General features: G+C 71.1%; 19 protein-coding genes. 12 read left to right on the top strand and 7 right to left on the bottom strand.

The window, feature by feature from the left end; genetic code table 11:
* The first annotated feature begins 103 nt into the window (after positions 1-103).
* On the top strand, positions 104-2,395 hold the full coding sequence (locus B042_RS0112110) for a DEAD/DEAH box helicase (protein ID WP_028648514.1): 2,292 nt from the start codon (positions 104-106) through the stop codon (positions 2,393-2,395).
* Positions 2,396-2,858: 463 nt separating this feature from the next.
* A complete protein-coding gene (locus tag B042_RS0112105; RefSeq protein WP_051415652.1) occupies positions 2,859-3,407 on the top strand; it encodes a DUF4352 domain-containing protein in 549 nt (182 codons plus the stop codon).
* Positions 3,408-3,495: 88 nt separating this feature from the next.
* Here the strand turns inward: B042_RS0112105 and B042_RS0112100 are convergent, their stop codons facing one another.
* Both B042_RS0112100 and B042_RS0112095 read right to left on the bottom strand, forming a co-directional pair.
* Positions 3,496-4,083, bottom strand: coding sequence for a hypothetical protein (locus B042_RS0112100; RefSeq protein WP_028648512.1), 588 nt, complete (start codon positions 4,081-4,083; stop codon positions 3,496-3,498).
* Positions 4,084-4,759: 676 nt separating this feature from the next.
* Positions 4,760-5,254 (bottom strand): hypothetical protein, encoded by a 495-nt coding sequence (locus tag B042_RS0112095; RefSeq protein ID WP_155989046.1) that lies wholly within the window; start codon positions 5,252-5,254, stop codon positions 4,760-4,762.
* A gap of 361 nt (positions 5,255-5,615) precedes the next feature.
* Between B042_RS0112095 and B042_RS22990 the strand changes: the two genes are divergently transcribed.
* The 4 genes from B042_RS22990 to B042_RS0112070 all read left to right on the top strand — a co-directional run bounded on the left by B042_RS22990 (position 5,616) and on the right by B042_RS0112070 (position 7,207).
* Positions 5,616-5,810, top strand: a complete 195-nt coding sequence (locus B042_RS22990) for a DUF4244 domain-containing protein (protein WP_036554810.1) — start codon at positions 5,616-5,618, stop codon at positions 5,808-5,810.
* Positions 5,803-6,144: a TadE family type IV pilus minor pilin gene (locus B042_RS0112085; protein ID WP_304412545.1), complete on the top strand. Its 342-nt coding sequence runs from the start codon at positions 5,803-5,805 to the stop codon at positions 6,142-6,144. The genes B042_RS22990 and B042_RS0112085 overlap by 8 nt, the downstream gene beginning before the upstream one ends.
* A 3-nt stretch (positions 6,145-6,147) precedes the next feature.
* Positions 6,148-6,492 carry an Rv3654c family TadE-like protein gene (locus tag B042_RS0112080; RefSeq protein WP_028648509.1) on the top strand — a complete coding sequence of 115 codons (345 nt, stop codon included), beginning with the start codon at positions 6,148-6,150 and terminating at the stop codon, positions 6,490-6,492.
* A gap of 265 nt (positions 6,493-6,757) precedes the next feature.
* Entirely contained in the window at positions 6,758-7,207 is a 450-nt protein-coding gene (locus B042_RS0112070) for a hypothetical protein (protein ID WP_028648508.1), read from the top strand.
* A 238-nt stretch (positions 7,208-7,445) separates the two neighbouring features.
* On the opposite strand, the gene B042_RS0112065 is transcribed toward B042_RS0112070, so the two are convergent.
* The 5 genes from B042_RS0112065 to B042_RS0112045 form a co-directional block, all read right to left on the bottom strand.
* Positions 7,446-8,162, bottom strand: coding sequence for a type II secretion system F family protein (locus tag B042_RS0112065; RefSeq protein ID WP_028648507.1), 717 nt, complete (start codon positions 8,160-8,162; stop codon positions 7,446-7,448).
* A gap of 9 nt (positions 8,163-8,171) precedes the next feature.
* Positions 8,172-8,975, bottom strand: a complete 804-nt coding sequence (locus B042_RS22985; RefSeq protein WP_081748753.1) for a type II secretion system F family protein — start codon at positions 8,973-8,975, stop codon at positions 8,172-8,174.
* A complete protein-coding gene (locus tag B042_RS0112055) occupies positions 8,972-10,123 on the bottom strand; it encodes a TadA family conjugal transfer-associated ATPase (RefSeq protein ID WP_028648506.1) in 1,152 nt (383 codons plus the stop codon). Before B042_RS0112055 ends, B042_RS22985 begins: the two co-directional genes overlap by 4 nt.
* On the bottom strand, positions 10,120-11,190 hold the full coding sequence (gene ssd / locus B042_RS0112050) for a septum site-determining protein Ssd (protein WP_028648505.1): 1,071 nt from the start codon (positions 11,188-11,190) through the stop codon (positions 10,120-10,122). Before ssd ends, B042_RS0112055 begins: the two co-directional genes overlap by 4 nt.
* Positions 11,191-12,012: 822 nt before the next feature.
* Complete coding sequence (locus B042_RS0112045; protein WP_028648504.1) at positions 12,013-12,825, bottom strand: hypothetical protein; 813 nt, start codon at positions 12,823-12,825, stop codon at positions 12,013-12,015.
* 227 nt (positions 12,826-13,052) lie between these two features.
* Between B042_RS0112045 and acs the strand changes: the two genes are divergently transcribed.
* The 6 genes from acs (at position 13,053) to B042_RS0112010 (ending at position 20,799) form a co-directional block, all read left to right on the top strand.
* The gene (acs, locus tag B042_RS0112040; protein WP_028648503.1) at positions 13,053-15,023 is read left to right on the top strand and encodes an acetate--CoA ligase; all 1,971 of its coding nucleotides are present in this window, start codon (positions 13,053-13,055) and stop codon (positions 15,021-15,023) included.
* Between the two features lie 179 nt (positions 15,024-15,202).
* Complete coding sequence (locus B042_RS0112035) at positions 15,203-15,676, top strand: phage holin family protein (protein ID WP_028648502.1); 474 nt, start codon at positions 15,203-15,205, stop codon at positions 15,674-15,676.
* Positions 15,677-15,686: 10 nt separating this feature from the next.
* Positions 15,687-16,601 carry an alpha/beta fold hydrolase gene (locus B042_RS0112030; protein WP_028648501.1) on the top strand — a complete coding sequence of 305 codons (915 nt, stop codon included), beginning with the start codon at positions 15,687-15,689 and terminating at the stop codon, positions 16,599-16,601.
* Positions 16,601-17,116 carry a DUF309 domain-containing protein gene (locus B042_RS0112025; RefSeq protein WP_028648500.1) on the top strand — a complete coding sequence of 172 codons (516 nt, stop codon included), beginning with the start codon at positions 16,601-16,603 and terminating at the stop codon, positions 17,114-17,116. Before B042_RS0112030 ends, B042_RS0112025 begins: the two co-directional genes overlap by 1 nt.
* Positions 17,117-17,614: 498 nt before the next feature.
* On the top strand, positions 17,615-20,080 hold the full coding sequence (locus B042_RS0112020; RefSeq protein ID WP_028648499.1) for a sodium-translocating pyrophosphatase: 2,466 nt from the start codon (positions 17,615-17,617) through the stop codon (positions 20,078-20,080).
* A 236-nt stretch (positions 20,081-20,316) separates the two neighbouring features.
* Positions 20,317-20,799: a histidine phosphatase family protein gene (locus B042_RS0112010; RefSeq protein WP_028648498.1), complete on the top strand. Its 483-nt coding sequence runs from the start codon at positions 20,317-20,319 to the stop codon at positions 20,797-20,799.
* Positions 20,800-21,184 lie beyond the last annotated feature (385 nt).

Raw genomic sequence — 21,184 nt, 5'->3', positions numbered from 1 at the left:
CCTTCCCCCAGATGCCACACTGAAACCGTTGGCCACCGGCTCTTCCGTGTCTCCTGCCGAAGAGTCGTGATCAGCCGAACGCGTTCAGCGAGGAGGGTCTCGGATGAGTGACACCGGCCCCACACTCCCGGGAGTGTGGCGTGACGACACCCGGTACCCACAGGTGACCCATATCGAGCGTGTTCCCCCGGGCGACGGGGCCAGTGGGGCCTGGCCAGGGTGGACCACCCCCCACCTGGTCGAACGTCTCGCGGAACGGGGGATCACGGGACCGTGGTCCCACCAGGCCGCAGCCGCCGACCTCGCACGCTCGGGCAGTGATGTGATCATAGCCACAGGAACCGCCTCGGGGAAGTCGCTCGCCTTCCTTATGCCCGCTGTGGAGGCGGTCGACACCGGTGGGAGCGTGCTGTATCTCTCCCCCGCCAAAGCCCTGGCCCAGGACCAGTTGCGATGGATATCGGACCTGGGACTTTCGGACATGCGCGCCGCCGTCTACGACGGGGACACCCCTGCCGAGGAGCGCTCCTGGGTGCGCGAGCACGCCGATTACGTGCTGACCAACCCGGACATGCTCCACTACGGCATCCTGCCCCGGCACGGGGCGTGGACGCGCTTCCTGCGCAGGCTGCGCTACGTGGTGATCGACGAGTCGCACCGCTACCGGGGTGTGTTCGGCTCGCACGTGGCGCTCGTCCTGAGGCGCCTGCGGCGGATCTGTGCCCGCTACCGCGCGGAGCCGGTGTTCATCCTGGCCTCGGCCACGTCCGGAAGCCCCGCCGAGAGTGCGAGCCGGCTCACGGGCAGGTGGGTCACGGCGGTCACGGAGGACGGTTCGCCCCGTCCCGGGCTGTCCGTCGCGCTGGTGGAGCCGGAGTTGACCGACGAGACCGGCGAGCACGGCGCCCCGGTGCGCAGGACCGCCTCCTCCCAGGCCGCGGAGATGCTCGCCGACCTGGTACGCGACGGGGTCCGCACCCTCGTGTTCGTGCGCTCCAGGCAGGGGGCGGAAGTGGTGGCGCTGACCGCGCAGCGGATGCTGTCGGAACGCGGCGACCACCGCCTCGCCGCGCGTGTGGCCGCCTACCGGGGCGGATACCTCGCCTCGGAGCGGCGGGAACTGGAGGAGGCTCTGCGCACGGGGAAGCTCCTGGGGCTGGTGAGTACCAACGCCCTCGAACTGGGTGTGGACATCAGCGGTCTGGACGCGGTACTCATCGCGGGTTGGCCGGGGACGCTGGCCTCCCTGTGGCAGCAGGCGGGCCGTGCGGGGCGGCGCGGCGAGGACGCGCTGGCGGTCTTCATCGCGCGTGACGATCCGCTGGACACCTATCTCGCCCACCATCCGGAGTCGATTTTCGGTCGCTCTGTCGAGGTGACCGTCCTTGACCCGGAAAACCCGCACATTCTCGATCCCCACCTGTGCGCGGCCGCCCAGGAACTACCGGTTACCCAGGACGACGCCGCTTTGTTCGGACCGACGACGCGGGAGCGGCTCGATGATCTCGTCGAGCGGAGACTTCTGAGAAGACGGCCGCGAGGGTGGTTCTGGACGAGCAATGAAAGGGCAAGTGACCTCGCCGATATTCGGGGTTCGGGCGGTTCGCCGGTACGGATCATCGACACGGGCAGCGGACAGTTGCTCGGGGAGATCGACGAGGCGGCGGCGCACGGCACGGTGCACCCCGGCGCGGTGTACCTGCACCAGGGCCGGACCTACCTGGTGGCTGAGCTGGATTTGGAGGAGGGTGTCGCCCTGGTGGGCCCGGAGGAGCCGCCGTACCGTACCTGGGCGCGCGACACCACCGACATCACGGTCACCTCCGTCCGGCGGAGGGAGACCTGGCCGAGCGGGGCGGCCGTCCACTTCGGCGAGGTCGAGGTGGTGCGCCGGGTGGTGGGGTTCCTCCGGCGGGACGTCCGGACGGGGGCGGTACTGGGGGAGCAGCCGCTGGACCTCCCGGAGCGGACGCTGCACACCCGCGCGGTGTGGTGGACCCTGCCGGCCGAGGGGGAGGAGCGGCTGCGCAAGGAGGAGGTGGGGCTGCTCGGCGCGGCCCACGCCGCCGAGCACGCCTCCATCGGCCTGCTGCCGCTCCTGGCCACCTGCGACCGGTCCGACATCGGTGGAGTGTCGACCGCACTGCACGGGGACACCGGGCTGCTCACGGTCTTCGTCTACGACGGCTACGAGGGCGGAGCCGGGTTCGCCGAGCGCGGTTACGCGGCCGCCCGCGCTTGGCTGGACGCCACCCGTGCGGTGATCGCCGACTGCGAGTGCGACCGGGGGTGCCCGTCGTGCATCCAGTCGCCCAAGTGCGGGACCGGGAACGAGCCGTTGAGCAAGTCCGGGGCCCTGAGATTGCTGGACGAGGTTCTGGGGTGCGGCGGCTGACCGCTGGTCCGCAGGCTGCGGGCGGGCCGGTCCCGCTGGTGGGACTCCACCTACCGGTTGCGTCTCTTATGTCATGATTTGGCATCGAGTGTGAGTGGAGCCCGATAGCGTCGTACGTACCGGCCGTACCGTCCACGCCCGGTCCTGGCGCCCGCTCAGCCATCCCCCTGCACCCCTATGACCGGAGCACCGCATGAGTTATCCTCCCCCGTCCGGACCCCAGCAGCCGCCTCAGGGGCCACATGGTCCTCAGGGGCCGTACGGGCCGCAGGACCCCCACGCTCAGGGGCCCTACGGTCCTGAGGGCTCCGGACCCCAGCAGCCGCCTCAGGGGCCACATGGTCCTCAGGGGCCGTACGGGCCGCAGGACTCCTATGCTCAGGGGCCCTACGGTCCTGAGGGCTCCGGACCCCAGCAGCCGCCCTACGGCATGCCGTACCCCCCGGCCCCGCCGAAGCAGGGCATGTCCACCGGCGCGAAGGTCGCCATCGGCTGCGGCGGGTGCCTCGGGCTCAGCATCATCACCGCCATCGTCTTCTTCTTCATCATCGGCAGCGTCGCGCAGAACGCTGGGGAGAGCCTCAACGACCTTCCTCAGGTCACGGTTCCCTCCTCCGCGGCCACGTCCGAGGAGCAGCCTCCCGCCGAAGAGCCGGCGGACCAGCCCGCCGCGGAGAACGGCGTCACCATGACCGCCGCGTACGCGGGCACGGTCGGCGACATCATCGACGACACCGTGTACACCGCGATCGATATCGAGGTCGTCAACGACTCCGCCGAGCCGATCAACGTGAACCCGATCAACTTCAACGTGGTCCTGGCGGACGGCACGGTCACCTCGGAGTGGGGGGAGACCCTGTTCGCCGACATCGACGCCATCGAGGCCGTCACCCTTCAGCCGGGGCAGAGCACCGAGGGACAGATCGCCGTCGTCGGCGAGGTCGACGTCGCCAGTGTCGAGATGGTCGACCTCTTCGGAGAGGGCGCTCCGGTGGTCGCTGAGGTCGGGTAGACGGGGCCGCCGTCCCAGGACGGTCGGCGGCGGAGGGGCCCCGGGAGCGGTTCGGCTTCCGGGGCCCCTCCGCTTTCCGGTGGCCCTCTCACGGTTCCAGGTGCGTGAGCCGGTAGAACGTTCCCTTGCCGGTGGTGGGAGCCCGGCGGGTCACTCTGGCCTCGGTGAGGCAGCCGAGCCGGGTGTCGAGGCCGAGTTCCAGGCCGCGTCCGTCAGGAAGGGCGAACCCGCCGTAGGGTGAGGGTTCGCTGCCCATCGGCTCCGCTGTGATCCGTGTCCGTCCCTCGTCGTCGGGGTCCCCTACCGAGGTGACCCGGACGCGCGCCAGCAGATCGAGCGGGCGGAGCATCTCCACGAACCAGCCTTGCGCGAACGCCATCCAGGAGGAGAAGTACAACGGATCGTCGCGGGTCGGAGCGGCGGGCACCGGGGAGTGGCGCCTCTCTCCGCGTCCCGGGACGGTGCTGCGGATCACCGTCCCGTCGCACGTATGGCGGGTCTCCCCTCGTTCGTCGCACACGGTGTAGTCCCAGTGCAGCCAGTCCTCGGCGTGAAGACGACAGACCGACGCCTCGTGCTCGGCCCCGCCTGCTCCGGACCGGAAGACCTCGGCGGCGGCCGAGCGCACGGACAGACGTGAGGCCGATGACAGGAACATGGTGATGTCCTGTGTCATGTCCTCTTCCTCTACTCTTGTTCGATTCTCAGAACCCATGACGCGGAAGCGATCTCCACCGAGGACGCCTCGCCTTCTGCCGGAGACGGGGAGCTCCTCTCAGGGAACACCCGCCAAGCCGCATGAACCACCCAGTACGGACGTAGAATTCCGCTTTCTGTCGGTACGGTGATCCGAGCGTTTTCACGGCCCTCGCCCTGGATCCAGCAGGGTGCTTCGTGCGCCGTCATATGGCACACCTCTTCGGTTCCGGATGACTGGTCTGGGACCCCGGAATCGTCGACCCCAGGATATCGATACAGCACTACACGTGTCGGAATCTGTACGGTATCGAGTTCTAACGCGATGTGGGGTGGAGCGTCGTGGAAACGGGCTTCGGGCCACTCGATCCTCTCCGGAGGTACTGCCAGGGGTCCGGAAAGACTCGTCCAGTCGACGGCGATTCTGTGCGGTTTCACGTCGTTCGCAGGGGTGGTGACGCGCAGCCCGGGTGGCTGCTCGGGGGCGTGGAGCAGGCTGTCAGGCAGGTAGGGGGCGGCGGCTCCGCCGGAAGCGGGTGTGGAGGGGGCGGTATCCGGTGGGGCGCACGAGGACATGGAAGCGGGGATCGACACGGCCATCACCACACTCACGGCAGTGATGGCCGTGCGGCGCGCGGGGTGCGCTGGTGTTCCGGTCAGTTGTTGTCTCCGCACATGATCTCGTCGTCGTTGTGCTGGTAGGCGGAGGCGCTCACGGGCTGTCCGTTGAGGAGACCGCTGCCATAACCCTCGGTGCGCCACCTGTGCCAGGTGCCGTAGTCACAGTCGACGTCCACGGTCACACGGACCCGCCACGTGTTCTTCGGGCCGGTGGTCTCGGTCTTCATGTGCTGCCAGCCGTACCAACGCGACCGGTAGCTCTTGCCCGTAATGGTGTTGTTGACGAGGACGCTGCCGTTGCAGAAGGACTCGACCCGGGTGTGGATCTGGTTGTTGGTGGTCCTCGACGGATGTGGCCAGTCGACTCGGACACCACAGTCCTCGGCGGCCAACGCCTGCGCGAAGCCCTCATGGGCCGCAGGGTAGGCGGCTTGTGATCGCGCTGCGATCTCGGAGGCTTCGTCGTTGGCCGCGTTCGCGGTTCCGGGGGCGCTGGTCAGTACGAGGGCGGAGAGGAATGTCGCTGTCATCCAGGACATCGATTTTTTCACATTCTCACCTTTTTCATGAAAGGAGGATTGTGTTTATCTGCGCGGGCTTTTGATCATATCAATGGGAATTAAACACTTGGGGTTCAATGGAAATATTGTCCGAAATCGGACAGGGGGGTTTAAATTTGCAGATGCCCGGCTCGCCCGAGAAGGGCTTCGTTCGGCGAGGTCGCGGATCGGTTCGCGACGGTGCCTGGGCGAAGGGAGTGGGTCCTGGGGATCGTCCGGGCCTCGGCTCGGTTGTCCACAGGCCGGTGGGTGGGGCTTTTGTGCTGCGCCCGGAGGGCGGAAGCTGGTGGGGAAGGCCGACCGCACGGTCGGCCCCGGTCAGGGAGGTCCCATGCCCGTTGCCGCACGTATCCTCGCCCGCTTCCTCGCCCCCGCCGGCGATCACGGCATGACCACGGCCGAGTACGCTCTGTGCACCGTGTCCGCCGTTGCGTTCGCCGGCGTCCTGTACGCCATCCTCACCGGCGACACCGTGGAGCAGGTGCTCACCGACCTCGTCGTGGACGCACTGGGCTCCGGTGTGTGACCGCGGCTCGGTCACCGCGGAGACCGCCGCGGTGCTCCCCTCACTGCTGCTCGTCCTCGCCCTCATGCTCGGCGGGATCTCGGCCGCCGCCACCCGGCTGTCCTGCGCCGACGCCGCCGGGATCGGCGCCCGCGCGCTCGCCCGGGGCGAGCCCCCCGAACGGGCCCGCGCACTCGCCCGCTCGGCCGCCCCCGCCACCGCCCACGTCGACCTGTCCGAGGAGGCGGGAACCGCACGCGTGACCGTCCGGGCCGAACTCCGGATCGGCCCGGGCACCGCACTGCCCGTGACGGTGAGCGCCGGGGCGTCGGTCCCGATGGAACCGGGGGGCTGACCGGTGCGCGGCGACTCCGGCTCCGGAACCGTGTGGGCGGTGGCCCTGTGCGCACTGCTCTGGCTGGCCGCGTCCGCCGTGTTCCTGACCGCCTCCGCCAGGACCGACCGGAACCGCGCGGCCACGGCCGCCGATCTGGCCGCCCTCACGGCCGCCGCCGACGCCGTCCGTGGCGGTGCCTGCACCCGGGCGCGCGCCACCGCCGAGGCCAACGGAGCCGAACTCGTCTCCTGCGCTGTCACGGGGCTCACCGTCGAGGTGGTGGTCTCGCTGCCCTCCGAGATCCCCGGCCGCCACGTCAGGGCGCGGGCACGCGCAGGTCCCGTCCACGCCTACCCCGGCCCGTGACACGGGGCGGGCCGACCGCCGCACCGCCCACGGTCGGCCATGGCGCCTTCCGGGGGCACGGAACTTTTCCCGGGGCGTCGTGAGACGTGTGCTCCGGGCTCGGGTCCGTGTCTGGCCCGCGTCCTTCGAGCGGACCCCGGCCCTCGAAGACCGGGAGGTCGGCCTGCCCCGAAGCGGCATCCGGTGCTGGACCACCGTCGGGTCCGGCCGTGTCCGGGTGTGAACACGGGCGCCACCCGCCCAATCGGCTCTACTCTCTGGAGACATGGGACACCGACACCCGAGCACGCTCAGGAACTCCGAGGTGGGGCACGCGCGCGCCAGATGGCTGCTGCGGGCCGAGCTGGCCTGCTGCACGCAGTGCCGGGCCGAGGGCGATCGGGAGGCGGTGGCCGACCTCTCGGTGAACGGGATGTTCGACTCCCTGATCGTGGGCTTTGTCCTGGCCCGTCTGGACCAGTGGTCCGCGTCGAGCGCGCCGCCACGGTACCCGGCCGTGTTCTACACACTGGCGCCCGTGGACGAACGCGACTTCTGGCAGCCCACCACCCAGCACTGCATGCGGGTGTGCGTGGTCAAGAAGGCGAGCCCTCTGGGCGTGGAGACCTTCCCCGTACTCAGGGAACTCCGGCTGATGCCGATGGCCGACCGCGGGCGCGTCCTCGACGACATCGTCGACGGCCTCTGCGAGAGCGAGTCCCCGGAGCGCTCCTGACGCTGATTCGACCCGGCCGCGGGCGGTACACGGAGGGCAGTAGGCCCTCCGACCCCGTATGGCTGGGGACCCGTGCATGTCCCGTCTCCCGGGGCCGTGTGGGCGCTCTCCCTTGCTCCGATGAGGGGAACGTTCCCTCCACAGACGCGGCCCAGAGGTGTGTTCGGACGGAGGGTGGGGTGCATGCCCCGTATGGCCGTACGGCGAGCGGACAGAACCGTCCTGGTGGTCTACGGGCTCACCCACCGAGCGTGTCGGACAGCAGGCCGGCCGCCAGGGGGACGATGCCGATGAGGACGAAGGCGGGCAGGAAGCACAGGCCCAGCGGGGCCACGACGAGCACCCCCAGGCGCTCCATCCGCGCCAGGGCCCGCCCGCGTGCGGCCCGCCGAAGGTCGGCCGCATGCCGGTCCAGCAGATCGGCGACCGGGGATCCGGTGTCCGCCGCCCGCGCCAGGTCGCGGCCGACGGCGGCCAGCGGCTCCGGGAGGGCGGGCCGCCGCCAGGCCGCGGTCGGATCGGCCCCCAGCCGCAGTTGTTCCGCGACCACCGCCAACTCCCCGCCCAGTGGCGCTTCGACCGACCGGGCCACCGCCGCCAGGCACGACGGGACGGTCGCTCCCGCACGGACCCCCGCGGCGAGCAGGCCCACCGCGACGGGAAGATCCGCCGTCAACGGCAGGACACCCTCGCGTGCACGGCGGAGGCGGTCCCGGACCCACACGGCGGCACAGATACCCGCCGCCACGGCACCGCCCACGGGCCCGAGGACCGCAGCGGCGGCGACCGTCCCCAAAGTCCCGGCCAGAACCGGTCCGGCACGGCCGGCCCGCTCCCACGCACGCCAGGGCCGGGCCGGGGCGCGCGGCCCGTGGAGCCGACGGGCCGAGGAGTGCCCGCCCATGAGCACCCAGACCGCCGCGGTACCGAAGACCACCATGGCCGCTCCGAACATCCCGTCCCCTCACCCCGGTCCCGTGCCCTCCGCGGCCTCGGCCGCACCCGCCGGTTCCGCACGCCCGGAGGCCGGGAATCTCGCACGGGGACGCACCCCGGTCGCGTCCACCGCGCCGCGCACCATGCGCAGCGTCCACCAGGCCCCGAGCAGGTCCAGGGCCGCCCCGCAGGCCAGGCAGCCCAGACCCAGCGGTGTGGTGAACAGGAACACCAGCGGCGAGCCGCCCAGCCCCGCCGACATCACAACCCCCACGAGAGGCAGTCCGCCCAGCACGATCGCGGTGGTGCGCGGCCCGGCGGTCCTGGCCCTGACCTCCGAACGCTGTTCCTCGTGCTCCGTCAGCTCCCCGGCGAGGGCCTCCACCACATCCGCCGGCCCGGCCCCGGTGTCGGCCGACACCTCCCAGCAGGCCGCCAGGTAGGCCAGCGGCCACAGGTCGGGGTCGCGGGCGGCGAGGGCGCGCATCGATTCGGCGTCGCGGACGTCGGCCACCTCGGGTCCCGCCTCCGCAGCGGACAGGCGCAGCGCCTCGCCTGGCGGCTGGCCCGCGCGCAGTTCCGCGACCAGCACCCGGCAGAGCACGATCACCGCGCGGCGGCGCCGGGCCCCGCCCCGCCGGACCGGGGAACGGACCCACCGCGCGGCCACGGGCCGGGACACGCCCCGCGGTACGGTCTCCCGCGGACCGGCCTGTGGAGCGTCGGCACCCACGGGTGGGACCAGCCGGGCCAGGAGTTCCCGGGCCGGGCCGGGAACCAGGGCGAGCAGGACGAGCCCGGCCGCGCAGCACAGAGGGACGACGGCGCTCATCCGTTCCGCCACCCCTCGCCCAGCCGCTGTGCCAACTCCGCCGCCTGCGGGAACTCCCGGTAGGAGCCGTCCGGGCCGAACGACACCGCGGGGAGCGCCCGCACCAGCCCGTCGGGGCCCCGGCGCAGGACGCGGACCTCGGCCAGACGCCGCAGACCCTCCTCCCGGACCAGGTGGACGACGACCGCCCGGGTGGCGGCCAGTTGGCCGTGCACGGCGTCACGGCCGAGCCCCGCCGCGCACCCCAGGGCCTCGACCCTGGCGGGGACGTCCCGGGCGCTGTTGGCGTGCAGACTGCTCGCCCCGCCCTCGTGGCCCGTGTTCAGCGCAGCCAGGAGGGTGGCCACCTCCGGCCCCCGGACCTCGCCCACCACCAGCCGGTCCGGACGCATGCGCAGGGCCTGGCGCACCAGGGCCTCCAGAGGTACCTCCCCTCGGCCCTCGATGTTGGCCGGGCGGGTCTGGAGGCGGACCACGTGCGGGTGCTCGGGCCGCAGTTCCAGGGAGTCCTCGGCCAGGACCAGCCGCTCGCCGGGGTCGGCGAGGGAGAGCAGCGACGACAGGAGCGTGGTCTTGCCGGTACCCGTCCCACCGCTGACCAGGAACGGAACCCGGGCCGCCACCAGGGCGCGAAGAAGGGCCGCCCCACGCGCGGTGAGCGTTCCGCACGCGGTCAGTCGCTCCAGACCGAACGCCCTGCCGGGCGGCAGGCGCAGCGACACGCACGCCCCGTCGGGCGCGACGGGCGGCAGCACGGCGTGGAGCCTCGCGCCTCCGGGGAGGCAGGCGTCGACGTAGGGCACGGCGGCGTCGAGCCTGCGGCCCGCCTGGGAGGCCAGCCGCTGTGCGAGCCGTCGGACGTCCTCCTCGGAAGCGAACCGGACCTGCGCCCGTCGCAGCCCGTCACCTCCGTCCACCCAGACCTCGTCCGGCCCGTTGACGAGGATGTCGGTCACGCCGGGGGCCATGAGCGTCTCCAACGGCCCGGCACCGGACAGGTCGGCGGCGATCCTGCGGGTCAGCGACAGCAGTTCGGTGTCGCCCAGCACCCCGCCCTCGGCGCGCAGCGCCGCCGCGACCCCGGCCGGGCTCACTGGGCCGCCCGCGGCGGCGAGTCGGTCGCGGACCGCGTCCACGAGCGGGCTCACCGGGCCGCTTCCGGGAGGCAGAGACCGGACACGGCACGGTCCGCGAAGCGGGCGAGCGGGGACCGACGCCGTCGGGCGGGTGCGCGGCCTGCGGCAAGGAGGCGGGCGATGCCGGGCTCGGGCGGGAGGTCGGCTCCCAGAGGGAGCCCCAGGGTGTGGGCGACCACGTCGGCGGACAGTTCCCCTTGGGCACCGACCACGACGGCGCTCGCGTTGGGGGTCTCCTCCTTCACCCGGGGCACGATCCCCGCGGCGGCCACGACCGAGGGCACGTCGGCGGGGACCACGACGAACACGGCGTCGGAGCGGTCGAGGAAGACCCCGGTGGCCGGGGTGAACGCGCGTGGGAGGTCGACGACGACCAGACCGGTGCCGTGCCCCGCCGAGTCGAGGGCGGCGCGGGCGGTGTCGGCGGACAGCGGGGCGCGGCACCGGGCGGCCGGAGACCGGTTCCAGGTGAGGACGGATAGGCCGCGGGCCCCGGGAAGGCCGCCGCGCAGGTCGGACCAGCGGACGCGGCCGTCGCTGCGGAGGAGGTCGTCCCAGCCGGTCCGGGGGCCGCGCGGTTCCACGGCGTCGCACCCCAGGTAGATGTCGGGGCCGCAGCCGAGCGGATCGGAGTCCAGCAGCGCGGTGTCACGGCCCCCGCGCGCACCGGCCAGGGCCAGTGCCAGTGCGGTGAGGGTGGTCCCGGCCCCGCCCCGGCCGCCCATGACCGAGACCACGGGTGTGGGAGGGCGGTGTGCGGTGGCGGCGTCGGAGAGCAGGCCCACCATCCGTGCCTCGTCCCCCGGAAGCCGGAGGAGGGTGCGGGCGTCGGTTCCTGTGGGCGAGAGGGGGGTGTCGGCCCGCGACACCGCCACGGTCTGCGGCGGGACGGGCGGGGCCAGGGCGGGGAGCAGGTCCAGGCCCACCACGACCAGGGGCGCGTGCCGCCACGAGTGCGGTGCCCGGTCGGCGGACCGGACGACGGCGACCTCGACGGAGGCCGCCGAGGCCAAGCGGAGGAGGTCGTCGAGGAGGTCGGAGTCGTCGGTGACGATCAGGGGCGGTGCGGGGCGGGGCATCGCGGCTCCGTGGTGTCGAAGGCGTCATCATCGACTGTCGCCGCATCGGGGCCGTCGCGAAAGCCCCGGGCGCGGACCTGTGGACAACCGAGTCGGGAACGCGCCACCCGACGGGAGGGATACGCATACGGGGGCGGATGCGCATCCCTACCCGACAGGCGCGCGGAGCGGACACGGTGACGGCTCCCACAGGGGGAGAAGGGGAGACGCCACCCGGCTCCGGTCCCGGGGGGATGGGACCGGGTCCGCTCTCAGGGAGGGCCGGAAGCGATACTTCACGGCCGCTGAAGGATCGGAAGGGGTGGGCCGCGAAAGGAGGCCGCGCGCCGATCGGACGCATGACCACCGGGGGAGGGGAGTTCTGTCCCGGTGGGGGGAGCGCTCCTCGCCGCTGGATGCCGGATACAACGTTACCACGTGGCCGTGGTTATCGGTTCGGAGATCAGAATGAAAAATTCTGCTCGATCGCCTTTTTGCAGGAGGAAACCAGGTGCGGAAAGAAAACGGGCCGAATAGTGGTACCGGAACGGTGTCTGGGGTGCGCTGTCCGCCCGCGCCCCCTCTGTCCTGCTCGGATGTCTTGCGAGAGAGGCCCGGTTGGAGTGGGAAAGGGCGCGGGGCCACCCGGGTGGGTGATCTGGAGTCGGGGGTGGAACTTCAGTCGAGTGGCGTGCGGTCCTGTGCACGCGTGCATTCGCACTGTTCAATTTATGGCATTTCGCAATGGTAAACCACAGAGCAACACGAGCTGTTCCTATGGTGCCAAAGGTGGGAAAGGGAGCGGAATGCGCGAATCGCCGGGCTTCCGCTCGGAGAGTCGCGTCACCCGCGTTTGAGCGCCTCACACGTGGCGAGGGAATCCTGGGCCCCGGCTAGGACGGCACGGCAGCAGTAGACGACCCACCCCGCCACACCCTCGGGGGTGCCGGACATGTACCCGCGCAGAGCCGGAACGTACTCGTCCTTCAGGGTCTGGTGCCCCAGCTCGGACGGCACCAGAGACTTCGGGTCCAGCCCCCGCTCGACCAGGGTCAGACGCTCCGCCGCACGCGCGACCAGGCCGTCCCCCCAGCCGAACGGCCGGATCGCCATCAGGTCCCCGTGCACCAGGGACGACGTCACGAGGGCGGGCACGGACGAGCGCGCGCCCAGAAGCCCGTACAGCCCCTCCAGGCGGGCCCGGGCGACCTCCGGCCCGGGTGCCGGCCCCAGGCCTAGCGGGTCCTCGACGCGCTCGCCCTCCAGCCGGGGGCGGCCCAGGGCCTCCTCGGAGACGGCGTCGGCGGCGGCGAGCGTGTGTAGGCGCGCCAGCGCCTGCCGGGGGGCCTTGGGCCAGGTCTCCACCAGAGTGCCGAGCTCGCCCGAGGCGCGCAGCGCCCCCTTGATCCGGGTGTCGTACACGTGCCCGGCGCGGATCTCCTCCATCGAGACCTCGGCCCCCTCCAGGGCCGCGGAGGCGCACGCGCCGCGCAGGGAGGACTCCATGGACACGTCGCTGCTGCGGCGGCGCAGGATGCGGTGCCCCAGCAGCCGGTCGACGATGGTCCGTGTCTCCTCCACCGCCTCGCTCACGCCGGGAAGCTCGACGATCCGCTTCAGCGGGTCGGACAGGGAGGCAGAAGTCGATTCACTCACGGCCACCCACACTACGCGCCGGTAACGCCCCCGGCCCACACCGGTGCCCGCGTGGCAGGAGGGCACGGCTGCCTTCGGAGCCACCGTTCGTCGCGGCTCGCCGACCGTTCGCCGACCGTTCGTCGCGTGTCCCGCGATCCCCGCCGCCGGATTTCTGCTCAGCTATTCCAGTGGTACAGACCACAGGGTTAATTTGGGTGTCAAACGCCGACGTTAGGAGAGTCACAGTGGCCGACAGCACTCCGCAGAGCCAGGAGACACTGTCCAACCTGCTCCACGAGACACGTACCTTCCCCCCGCCCGCCGAGCTCGCGGCCGAGGCGAACGTGAAGGCCGACGCCTACGCGGCCGCCGCCGAGGACCGTCTGGGGTTCTGGGAGGAGCAGGCGCGCAGGCTCCAGTGGGAGCGCCCCTGGGACACCGTTCTGGACTGGGACCCGCCCTTCGCGAAGTGGTTCGACGGCGCAACGATCAACGCTTCGGTGAACTGTGTGGACCGGCACGTGGCGGCCGGGCTGGGTGATCGGGTCGCCTACCACTGGGAGGGCGAGCCCGGGGACACCCGGACCATCACCTACGCCGACTTGAAGGACATGGTCTGCCAGGCGGCCAACGCCATGACCGGGCTCGGCGTCGGCAAGGGCGACCGGGTCGCCATCTACATGCCGATGATCCCCGAGACCGTCGTGGCGATGCTTGCCTGCGCCCGCCTCGGCGCGGTCCACATGGTCGTCTTCGGCGGCTTCTCCGTGGACGCCCTGGGACAGCGGCTCGACGACAGCGGGGCCAAGCTCGTCGTCACGGCGGATGGCGGCTACCGGCGCGGCAAGCCGAGCGCCCTCAAGCCCACGGTCGACGCCGCGGTCGCCGAGCGCCCCTCCGTCGAGAACGTCCTCGTCGTCCGCCGCACGGGCCAGGAGGTGGAGTGGACCGACCGCGACGTGTGGTGGCACGAGAGCGTGGAGTCGGCGAGTACCGATCACACGCCCGAGGCGCACGGCGCCGAGGACCCGCTGTACATCATGTACACCAGCGGAACCACGGCCAAGCCCAAGGGCATCCTGCACACCACGGGCGGCTACCTCACCCAGGTCTCCTACACGCACTGGGCGGTGTTCGACCTCAAGGCCGACACCGACGTCTTCTGGTGCGCCGCCGACATCGGCTGGGTGACCGGCCACTCCTACCTCGTCTACGGGCCGCTCTCCAACGCGGCCACCAGCGTCATGTACGAGGGCACCCCGGACACCCCCCACAGGGGCCGCTTCTGGGAGCTCATCGAGAAGTACAAGGTCACCATCGCCTACATGGCGCCCACGGCGATCCGCACCTTCATGAAGTGGGGCGACGACATCCCGGCGGGGTTCGATCTCTCCAGCCTGCGCGTCATCGGCTCCGTCGGCGAGCCGATCAACCCCGAGGCCTACGTCTGGTACCGCGAGCACATCGGCGGCGGACGCGCCCCGGTCGTCGACACCTGGTGGCAGACCGAGACCGGGGCGATCATGGTCAGCCCCCTGCCCGGCGTGGCCTCGGGCAAGCCGGGCGCGGCCATGCGCCCCCTCCCCGGTATCGACGCCGACGTCGTGGACGAGAACGGTGCCTCCGTGCCCGACGGCGGCGGGGGCTTCATCATCGTCCGCGAGCCGTGGCCGTCCATGCTCCGAGGCATCTGGGGCGACACCGAGCGCTACAAGGACACCTACTGGTCGCGCTTCCCGGGGCTCTACTTCCCCGGTGACGGGGCGAAGAAGGACGAGGACGGGGACCTGTGGCTGCTCGGCCGCGTGGACGACGTCATGCTCGTCTCCGGCCACAACATCTCCACCACGGAGGTCGAGTCCGCCCTCGTGTCCCACCCCAAGGTGGCGGAGGCCGCGGTCGTCGGCGCCACCGACAAGGTGACCGGCCAGGCCATCGTCGGGTTCGTCATCCTCCGGGGCGGGGCGGAGTCGGTGCCCGAGGACCTGGTCAAGGAACTACGCGACCACGTGGGCGGCAACCTCGGCCCCATCGCCAAGCCGGCCCGCCTCCTGGCCGTCCCGGAACTGCCCAAGACCCGGTCGGGCAAGATCATGCGGCGCCTGCTGCGCGACATCGCCGAGAACCGGGCCGTGGGCGACACCTCCACACTCACCGACGCGTCGATCATGGACGTGATCGCCAAGCAGCTTCCGGCCACCGAGAAGAGGGACTGACCCCGTCGGCGGCGGGTGTCCGCGCCCTTCCGCGGGGACACGTGCGCCCGCCGCCCCGGCCGACCCCGGGACAGGGCCCGAGCGCGTCGTTGTGCGTGCCGCGGGGGCCACCTCCGACCGATCATGTGCGAGGATGCGGGAGATATTCGCGTGTTCGGACCGAGAGAAGGGACCCCCCGATGGTGGACATGCCGGGTGGCGGCGAACCTGGCGCCTCCAGCGACACCGACCGTTCCATCGGTGCACTGGTCTCCGACGCCACAGACAACCTCTCCCGGCTGGTGCGCCTGGAGATCAAACTCGCCAAGCTCGAAGCCAAGGCCGACGCCACGAAGATCGGCAAGAGCCTCGGTGAGTTCGCCGTGGCCGCGGTGCTCCTGCACATCTTCGTGATCCTGCTCTCGGTCACCGCCGCCCTCGGCCTCGTGGCGCTCGGCCTGGCAGCCTGGATCTCCTTCGGTATCGTCACGCTCGTCTACCTGCTCATCGCCGCGGTCTTCGTGCTCGTCGCGGTCGTCAACCTCCGCAGGCGCCAGGGGCTGGCACGCACCGCCGAGACTTCCTCCCGCCTCGTCGCCATCCTGCGCGGCGAGATCAGGCCCCCCAAGGGAGAAGTGGCCACGACCGCCGAGTCCGTTCCCGCCACGAAGTAGCGTCCCCGAGGTGTTGGACGACTCGGCAGCGATCGTCGACGGCCCGTGGCGGCACCGGACGGTCTCGGCGGCGGGGGCGCGGTTCCACGTCGCCGAACTCGGTACGGGTCCGCTTGTGCTCTTCCTGCACGGGTTCCCCCAGTTCTGGTGGGCGTGGCGCCACCAGTTGACCGCGCTTGCCGGAGCCGGGTACCGGGCGGTCGCGGTCGACCTCCGCGGCTACGGGGCCAGCGACAAGACTCCGCGCGGATACGACCTCGTCACGCTCGCCCAGGACGCGGCCGGCCTGGTCCGTGCCCTGGGCGAGGCGGAGGCCGTCGTCGTCGGCCACGGTGTGGGCGGTGTCGTCGGCTGGACCATGACCGCCTACCATCCGGACCACGTCCGGGCTCTGGCCGCGGTCGCGGCCCCGCACCCCCGCAGGTCGGCGCGGATCGCGGCGCGGATGGGTCCGGGGCTGCGCCACCTGCTCCGCTCGCAGGTCCCGATCCTTCCCGAGCACCGGCTGCTCCAAGACGGGTGCGTGCGTGTGGGAGAACTGCTGCGCGAGTGGAGCGGCCCCGGCTGGCCGGACCGGACCACCGAGGAGCGGTACCGGCTGGCCTTCTCGATCCCCAAGGTCTCCCACTGCTCGCTGGAGTACCACCGCTGGATCTTCCGTTCCCGGTTCCGCCCGGACGGTGCCCGGTACAACGTGCGGATGCGTGGACCGGTGCGTGTTCCGGTCCTCCAGGTCCACGGTGCCGAGGACCCGGTGTGCCCCTGGGAGATCGCACGCGCCTCGCGGGCCCTGGTCGCGGGGCCCTACCGTTGGGAGCGGGTCCCCGGTGCGGGCCACTTCCCGCACGAGGAGCGGCCAGAGGAGGTATCGCGGGCGCTTCTGGAGTGGATCGGGGACTGGGAGAGGACGACGGTGGAGAAGTGATGGGAACGGCATCCGGAGCGGGCGCGGACGGCGGCAGGGACCGTGACGACGAGGGGCGGGCGCAGAACCAGAGGCCGCGGGACCGCTACGGGAGGCCGTTGCCGCACGGCAGCCGGGGCGAGGTCGAGCGGGTGCCCGACGACGCCGAGTTCACCGTGGACGAGGGCCTGGCGGAGGCCCAGCGCCTGCTCGACGCGGGGTACGCGTTCACCGCGCACGAGGTGCTTGAAGCCGTGTGGAAGTCCGTTTCGGGGCCGGAGAGGGAACTGTGGCGGGGGCTCGCCCAGACCGCCGTCGGCCTCACACACGCCCAGCGCGGGAACGCGGTCGGTGCCGCGCGCCTGCTGAGGCGGGGGGCCGACTGCGTGGCCTCGTTCGGTCCTCGGGCTCCGCACGGTGTCGACGTGGAGGGGATCGCAGCCTTCGCCAGGGCGCTGGCGGACGACCTGGACGTGGGCCGGGCCCGTTCCGGCGACGGGATCGACCCCTCGGGGATGCGGCTGCTGGGGGCGTGACCCGGTGGGGCCGCAGGGTCCCGTGGGCGGATCAGAAGCGGGGGAGCACATGAAACGCGTGCATTATTTACTTATGGGAAGTTTCTGCCTTAGATGGTGATATCTCGTATTATGCGAGATTTGATGGCGAAATTATGTCAAGTGGTTCCCTGGGTAATGAATGTCAAGTGTCGATGATGCGGCCTTTTGTTCTTTTCATCCTTTTTTCTGGTCACCGCGGGGTCACATCTTCGAATTCACCTGGGAAAAACCCGAAAGCCCCCTCATTTTTATTCTTCTTTCTGCGTAGAATTCCCGGACCACCGCTCGTGTCCGTGTGGTTCGGGCGGTGTGCACCGCACATCAGGATGGCACCGATTCGACTCCGACACATGGCATAGGGCCAGTTCAGAGCCCTTCCGGGCGGCGGTACGTCCACGGACTCGCGGCGGGATGGGCCCATGAGGTGGACCCGGTGAACGGGGCCGGAAAGGTCGCGCCCGTCGCAAGGAGGACGGATTGTCTGGGCTCAACATCGCCGCCGAAGGCGGCACGGCCCTGGTTCTGGAAAGCGTCGACTTCACACTCGTCATCACCGTCATGGTGGTGGCGCTTCTGGCCCTCGCCGTCGCGGGGATGCTGGTGCGTGAGGTTCTCGCCGCCGGACAGGGCACCGAGCGAATGCGCACTATCGCGGTCGCGGTTCAGGAGGGGGCGGCCGCCTACCTCAAACGGCAGTTCCGCACCCTCGCGGTCTTCGTCGTCGTCATCCCCCTGCTCCTGCTCCTGCTGCCCGCGGAGTCGTGGGGGATCGCTGTCGGAAGGTCGCTCTTCTTCGCCTTCGGCGCCCTGCTGTCGGCGGCCACCGGATTCATCGGCATGTGGCTGGCCGTGCGGGGCAACGTCCGTGTCGCCGCAGCCGCCCGGACCGGTGGCGCCGACGCCGGCCGGACCGCGATGCGGATCGCGTTCCGCACCGGTGGCGTGGCGGGCATGATCACCGTCGGGCTCGGCCTGTTCGGCGCCGCCGCCGTGGTCCTCCTCTACCGGGGGGACGCCCCCATCGTGCTGGAAGGGTTCGGGTTCGGCGCCGCGCTCCTGGCGATGTTCATGCGGGTCGGCGGCGGGATCTTCACGAAGGCCGCCGACGTCGGCGCCGACCTCGTGGGCAAGGTCGAGCAGGGCATCCCCGAGGACGACCCGCGCAACGCGGCGACCATCGCCGACAACGTCGGGGACAACGTGGGTGACTGTGCGGGCATGGCGGCCGACCTCTTCGAGTCCTACGCCGTCGTCCTGGTCGCCTCGCTCATCCTCGGCCGGGTGGCGTTCGGCACCGAGGGCCTGGTGTTCCCGCTGCTGGTGCCCATGATCGGTGTGATCACGGCGATCATCGGCATCTTCATCGTCGCCCCCCGCGCACGCGACAAGACGGCGATGTCGGCGATCAACCGCGGATTCTTCGCCTCCGCCGCCATCTCCGCGCTCCTCGTCGTCGCCGCCGCGTTCCTCTACCTGCCCGGCAGCTTCGAGGAGCTGTCCGGGGTCGGCCAGGGCGTCCTCGACGAGATCGCCGAGGCGGGGACCTCGCCCGACCCGAGGTTCATCGCCATCGCCGCGGTCCTCATCGGTCTGGTGCTGGCCGCCGCGATCCAGTTGCTTACCGGCTACTTCACCGAGACCGACCGGCGCCCGGTGCGGGAGATCGGGGAGAGTTCCGAGACGGGCGCGGCGACCGTCATCCTGTCGGGTATCTCCGTGGGTCTGGAGTCCGCTGTCTACTCGGCCCTGCTCATCGCCGGGGCCGTCTACGCCGCGTTCCTGCTCGGTGGCGGCTCCATCACGCTGAGCCTGTTCGCCGTCGCGCTCGCCGGTACCGGGCTCCTGACCACCGTCGGCATCATCGTCGCGATGGACACCTTCGGTCCGGTCGCCGACAACGCCCAGGGCATCGCCGAGATGTCCGGCGACGTCGAGGGCCGGGGCGCCGAGGTCCTCACCGGCCTGGACGCGGTCGGCAACACCACCAAGGCCATCACCAAGGGCATCGCCATCGCGACCGCGGTGCTGGCTGCCACCGCGCTGTTCGGCGCCTTCCGCACGTCGGTGCAGGAACAGCTCGACCTCGCGGGCGGGGCGGTGTTCTCCCTGTCCCTGGACAGCCCGGACGTGCTCGTCGGCGTGATCATCGGCGCGAGCGTCGTGTTCTTCTTCTCAGGGCTGGCGATCATGGCCGTCGGCCGGGCCGCCGGACGCGTGGTCCTGGAGGTGCGCGACCAGTTCCGCACCAGGCCCGGGATCATGGACGGAACAGAGAAGCCGGAGTACGCGCGGGTGGTCGACATCTGCACGAAGGACTCGCTGCGGGAGTTGGTCACGCCCGGCCTGCTCGCGGTCTTCGCGCCGATCGCCGTCGGGTTCGCGCTCGGATACGCGCCGCTCGGGGCGTTCCTGGGCGGGGCCATCGCTGCCGGTGTCCTCATGGCGGTCTTCCTCGCCAACTCCGGCGGTGCGTGGGACAACGCGAAGAAGCTCGTTGAGGACGGATACCACGGCGGCAAGGGGTCGGAGGCACACGAGGCCACGATCATCGGTGACACCGTCGGAGACCCGTTCAAGGACACGGCCGGTCCGGCCATCAACCCGCTGCTCAAGGTGATGAACCTCGTCGCCCTGCTCGTGGCCCCGGCGGTCGTGCTGTACGCGGACGACGTCGCGCTGCGCGTGGGTATCACGGTGGTCGCGGTGGGTGTGCTGGTCGCCGCGGTCCTGTGGTCGAAGAACCGTGGCTCCGGCACCGAGACCGACCTGGCCGGGGCCGATGGCGAGGCCGCTCCCAAGGGAGCCCCCGAAGCGGGGGCCGGGGGCCCCGAGCCCACTGCGGACGACCCCGTAGAGGACGGTGACGGCAAGCACAGCGCGGACGCGGACGGCATCGATCCGGACCGCAGGGAGGAGGCCCGCGCCGGGGAGGGCAAGGGCTGAGGGGGCGAGGAGCCGGTCTTCCGCCGTCTCCTTCCGCATCGAACCCGCTCCCGCCGTGGCCGTCCGTTTCTTCCGGGCGGCCACGGCACTGTGTGAACCCGGGCATAACCTGGGATCAAGGGTGTCGAGGGGAAGGGAAGTGCTGCTGTGACGGGGTTGAAGGGGCTGGCGGTCATCGTGGGTGCGATGGTGGTGTCCGTGGGGGCCTTCGCGGTGATCGCGACGGTGCTTGCGGGATGAGCCGGACACTGTTGCTGATGCGGCACGCGAAAGCGGAGCCGGGACACGGGGCCATGGACATCGACCGCGCGCTCGCCGACCGGGGGCGGCGCCACGCCGAGGAGGTGGGGCGCCTGCTCGCGGAGCAGGGGTACATGCCCGACCACGTCCTCTGTTCGGCCGCACTCCGCACCCGGCAGACGCTGGACGGGGTCCTGCGCGGGATGGGGGAGGCCGCGGGCCGACCGGAGGTGGACTACTCCGAGGCCGCCTACCTGGCCGGCACGGACGCCCTCCTGGAGATGATCACCTATGTCGACGCACGGGTGCGGACGCTGCTGGTGGTCGGGCACAACCCGACCATCGCGCGGCTCGCGGCCGCGTTCGTCGGCGAGGACGTGCTGGTGTCCTATCCGCCGGGAACGGTGTCCGCAGTCGAGTTGGACGTGGAATGGCTGTACACGGCCCCGGGGACCGGGGCGGGGAAGTTGTTGAACTGATCCGCCTGCGCCGACCGGAGTGAAGTGTGACACGCGACACGCAGAGATCGGTTTGCATGGAACCCGGCCGTGGAGTAGTGTCTTCCGAGTCGCCTCCGGGTGCGGCCTCGGGCCGGAACACGGGACGGCGGATTCTCGCCGAGCGAGACGAACGCGGTTTCCCGCGGGCGTGCCGGCGTTTCCTTCTCCTCTCGGTGNCAGCGGTTCGAGCATGCGCTCGGATCCGGTATGGTCGGGGGGTCGCCGAATACGGGTCGGAATTCTGGTCCGTTGAAAGCACACAGCCTTACGGGTGTCCCACCCCGTTCGGGTGTTTCGCACGAACCGCCGGATTTGGCGGGGACACGGAACGGCTGATAAAGTGGAAACACAACAAAGCGTAAAG

The sequence above is a fragment of the Nocardiopsis sp. CNT312 genome, from assembly GCF_000515115.1.
Taxonomy (GTDB): domain Bacteria; phylum Actinomycetota; class Actinomycetes; order Streptosporangiales; family Streptosporangiaceae; genus Nocardiopsis.
The sequence above is the reverse complement of the archived record's forward strand: the minus strand, read 5'-3'. Positions and strand labels throughout refer to the sequence as shown.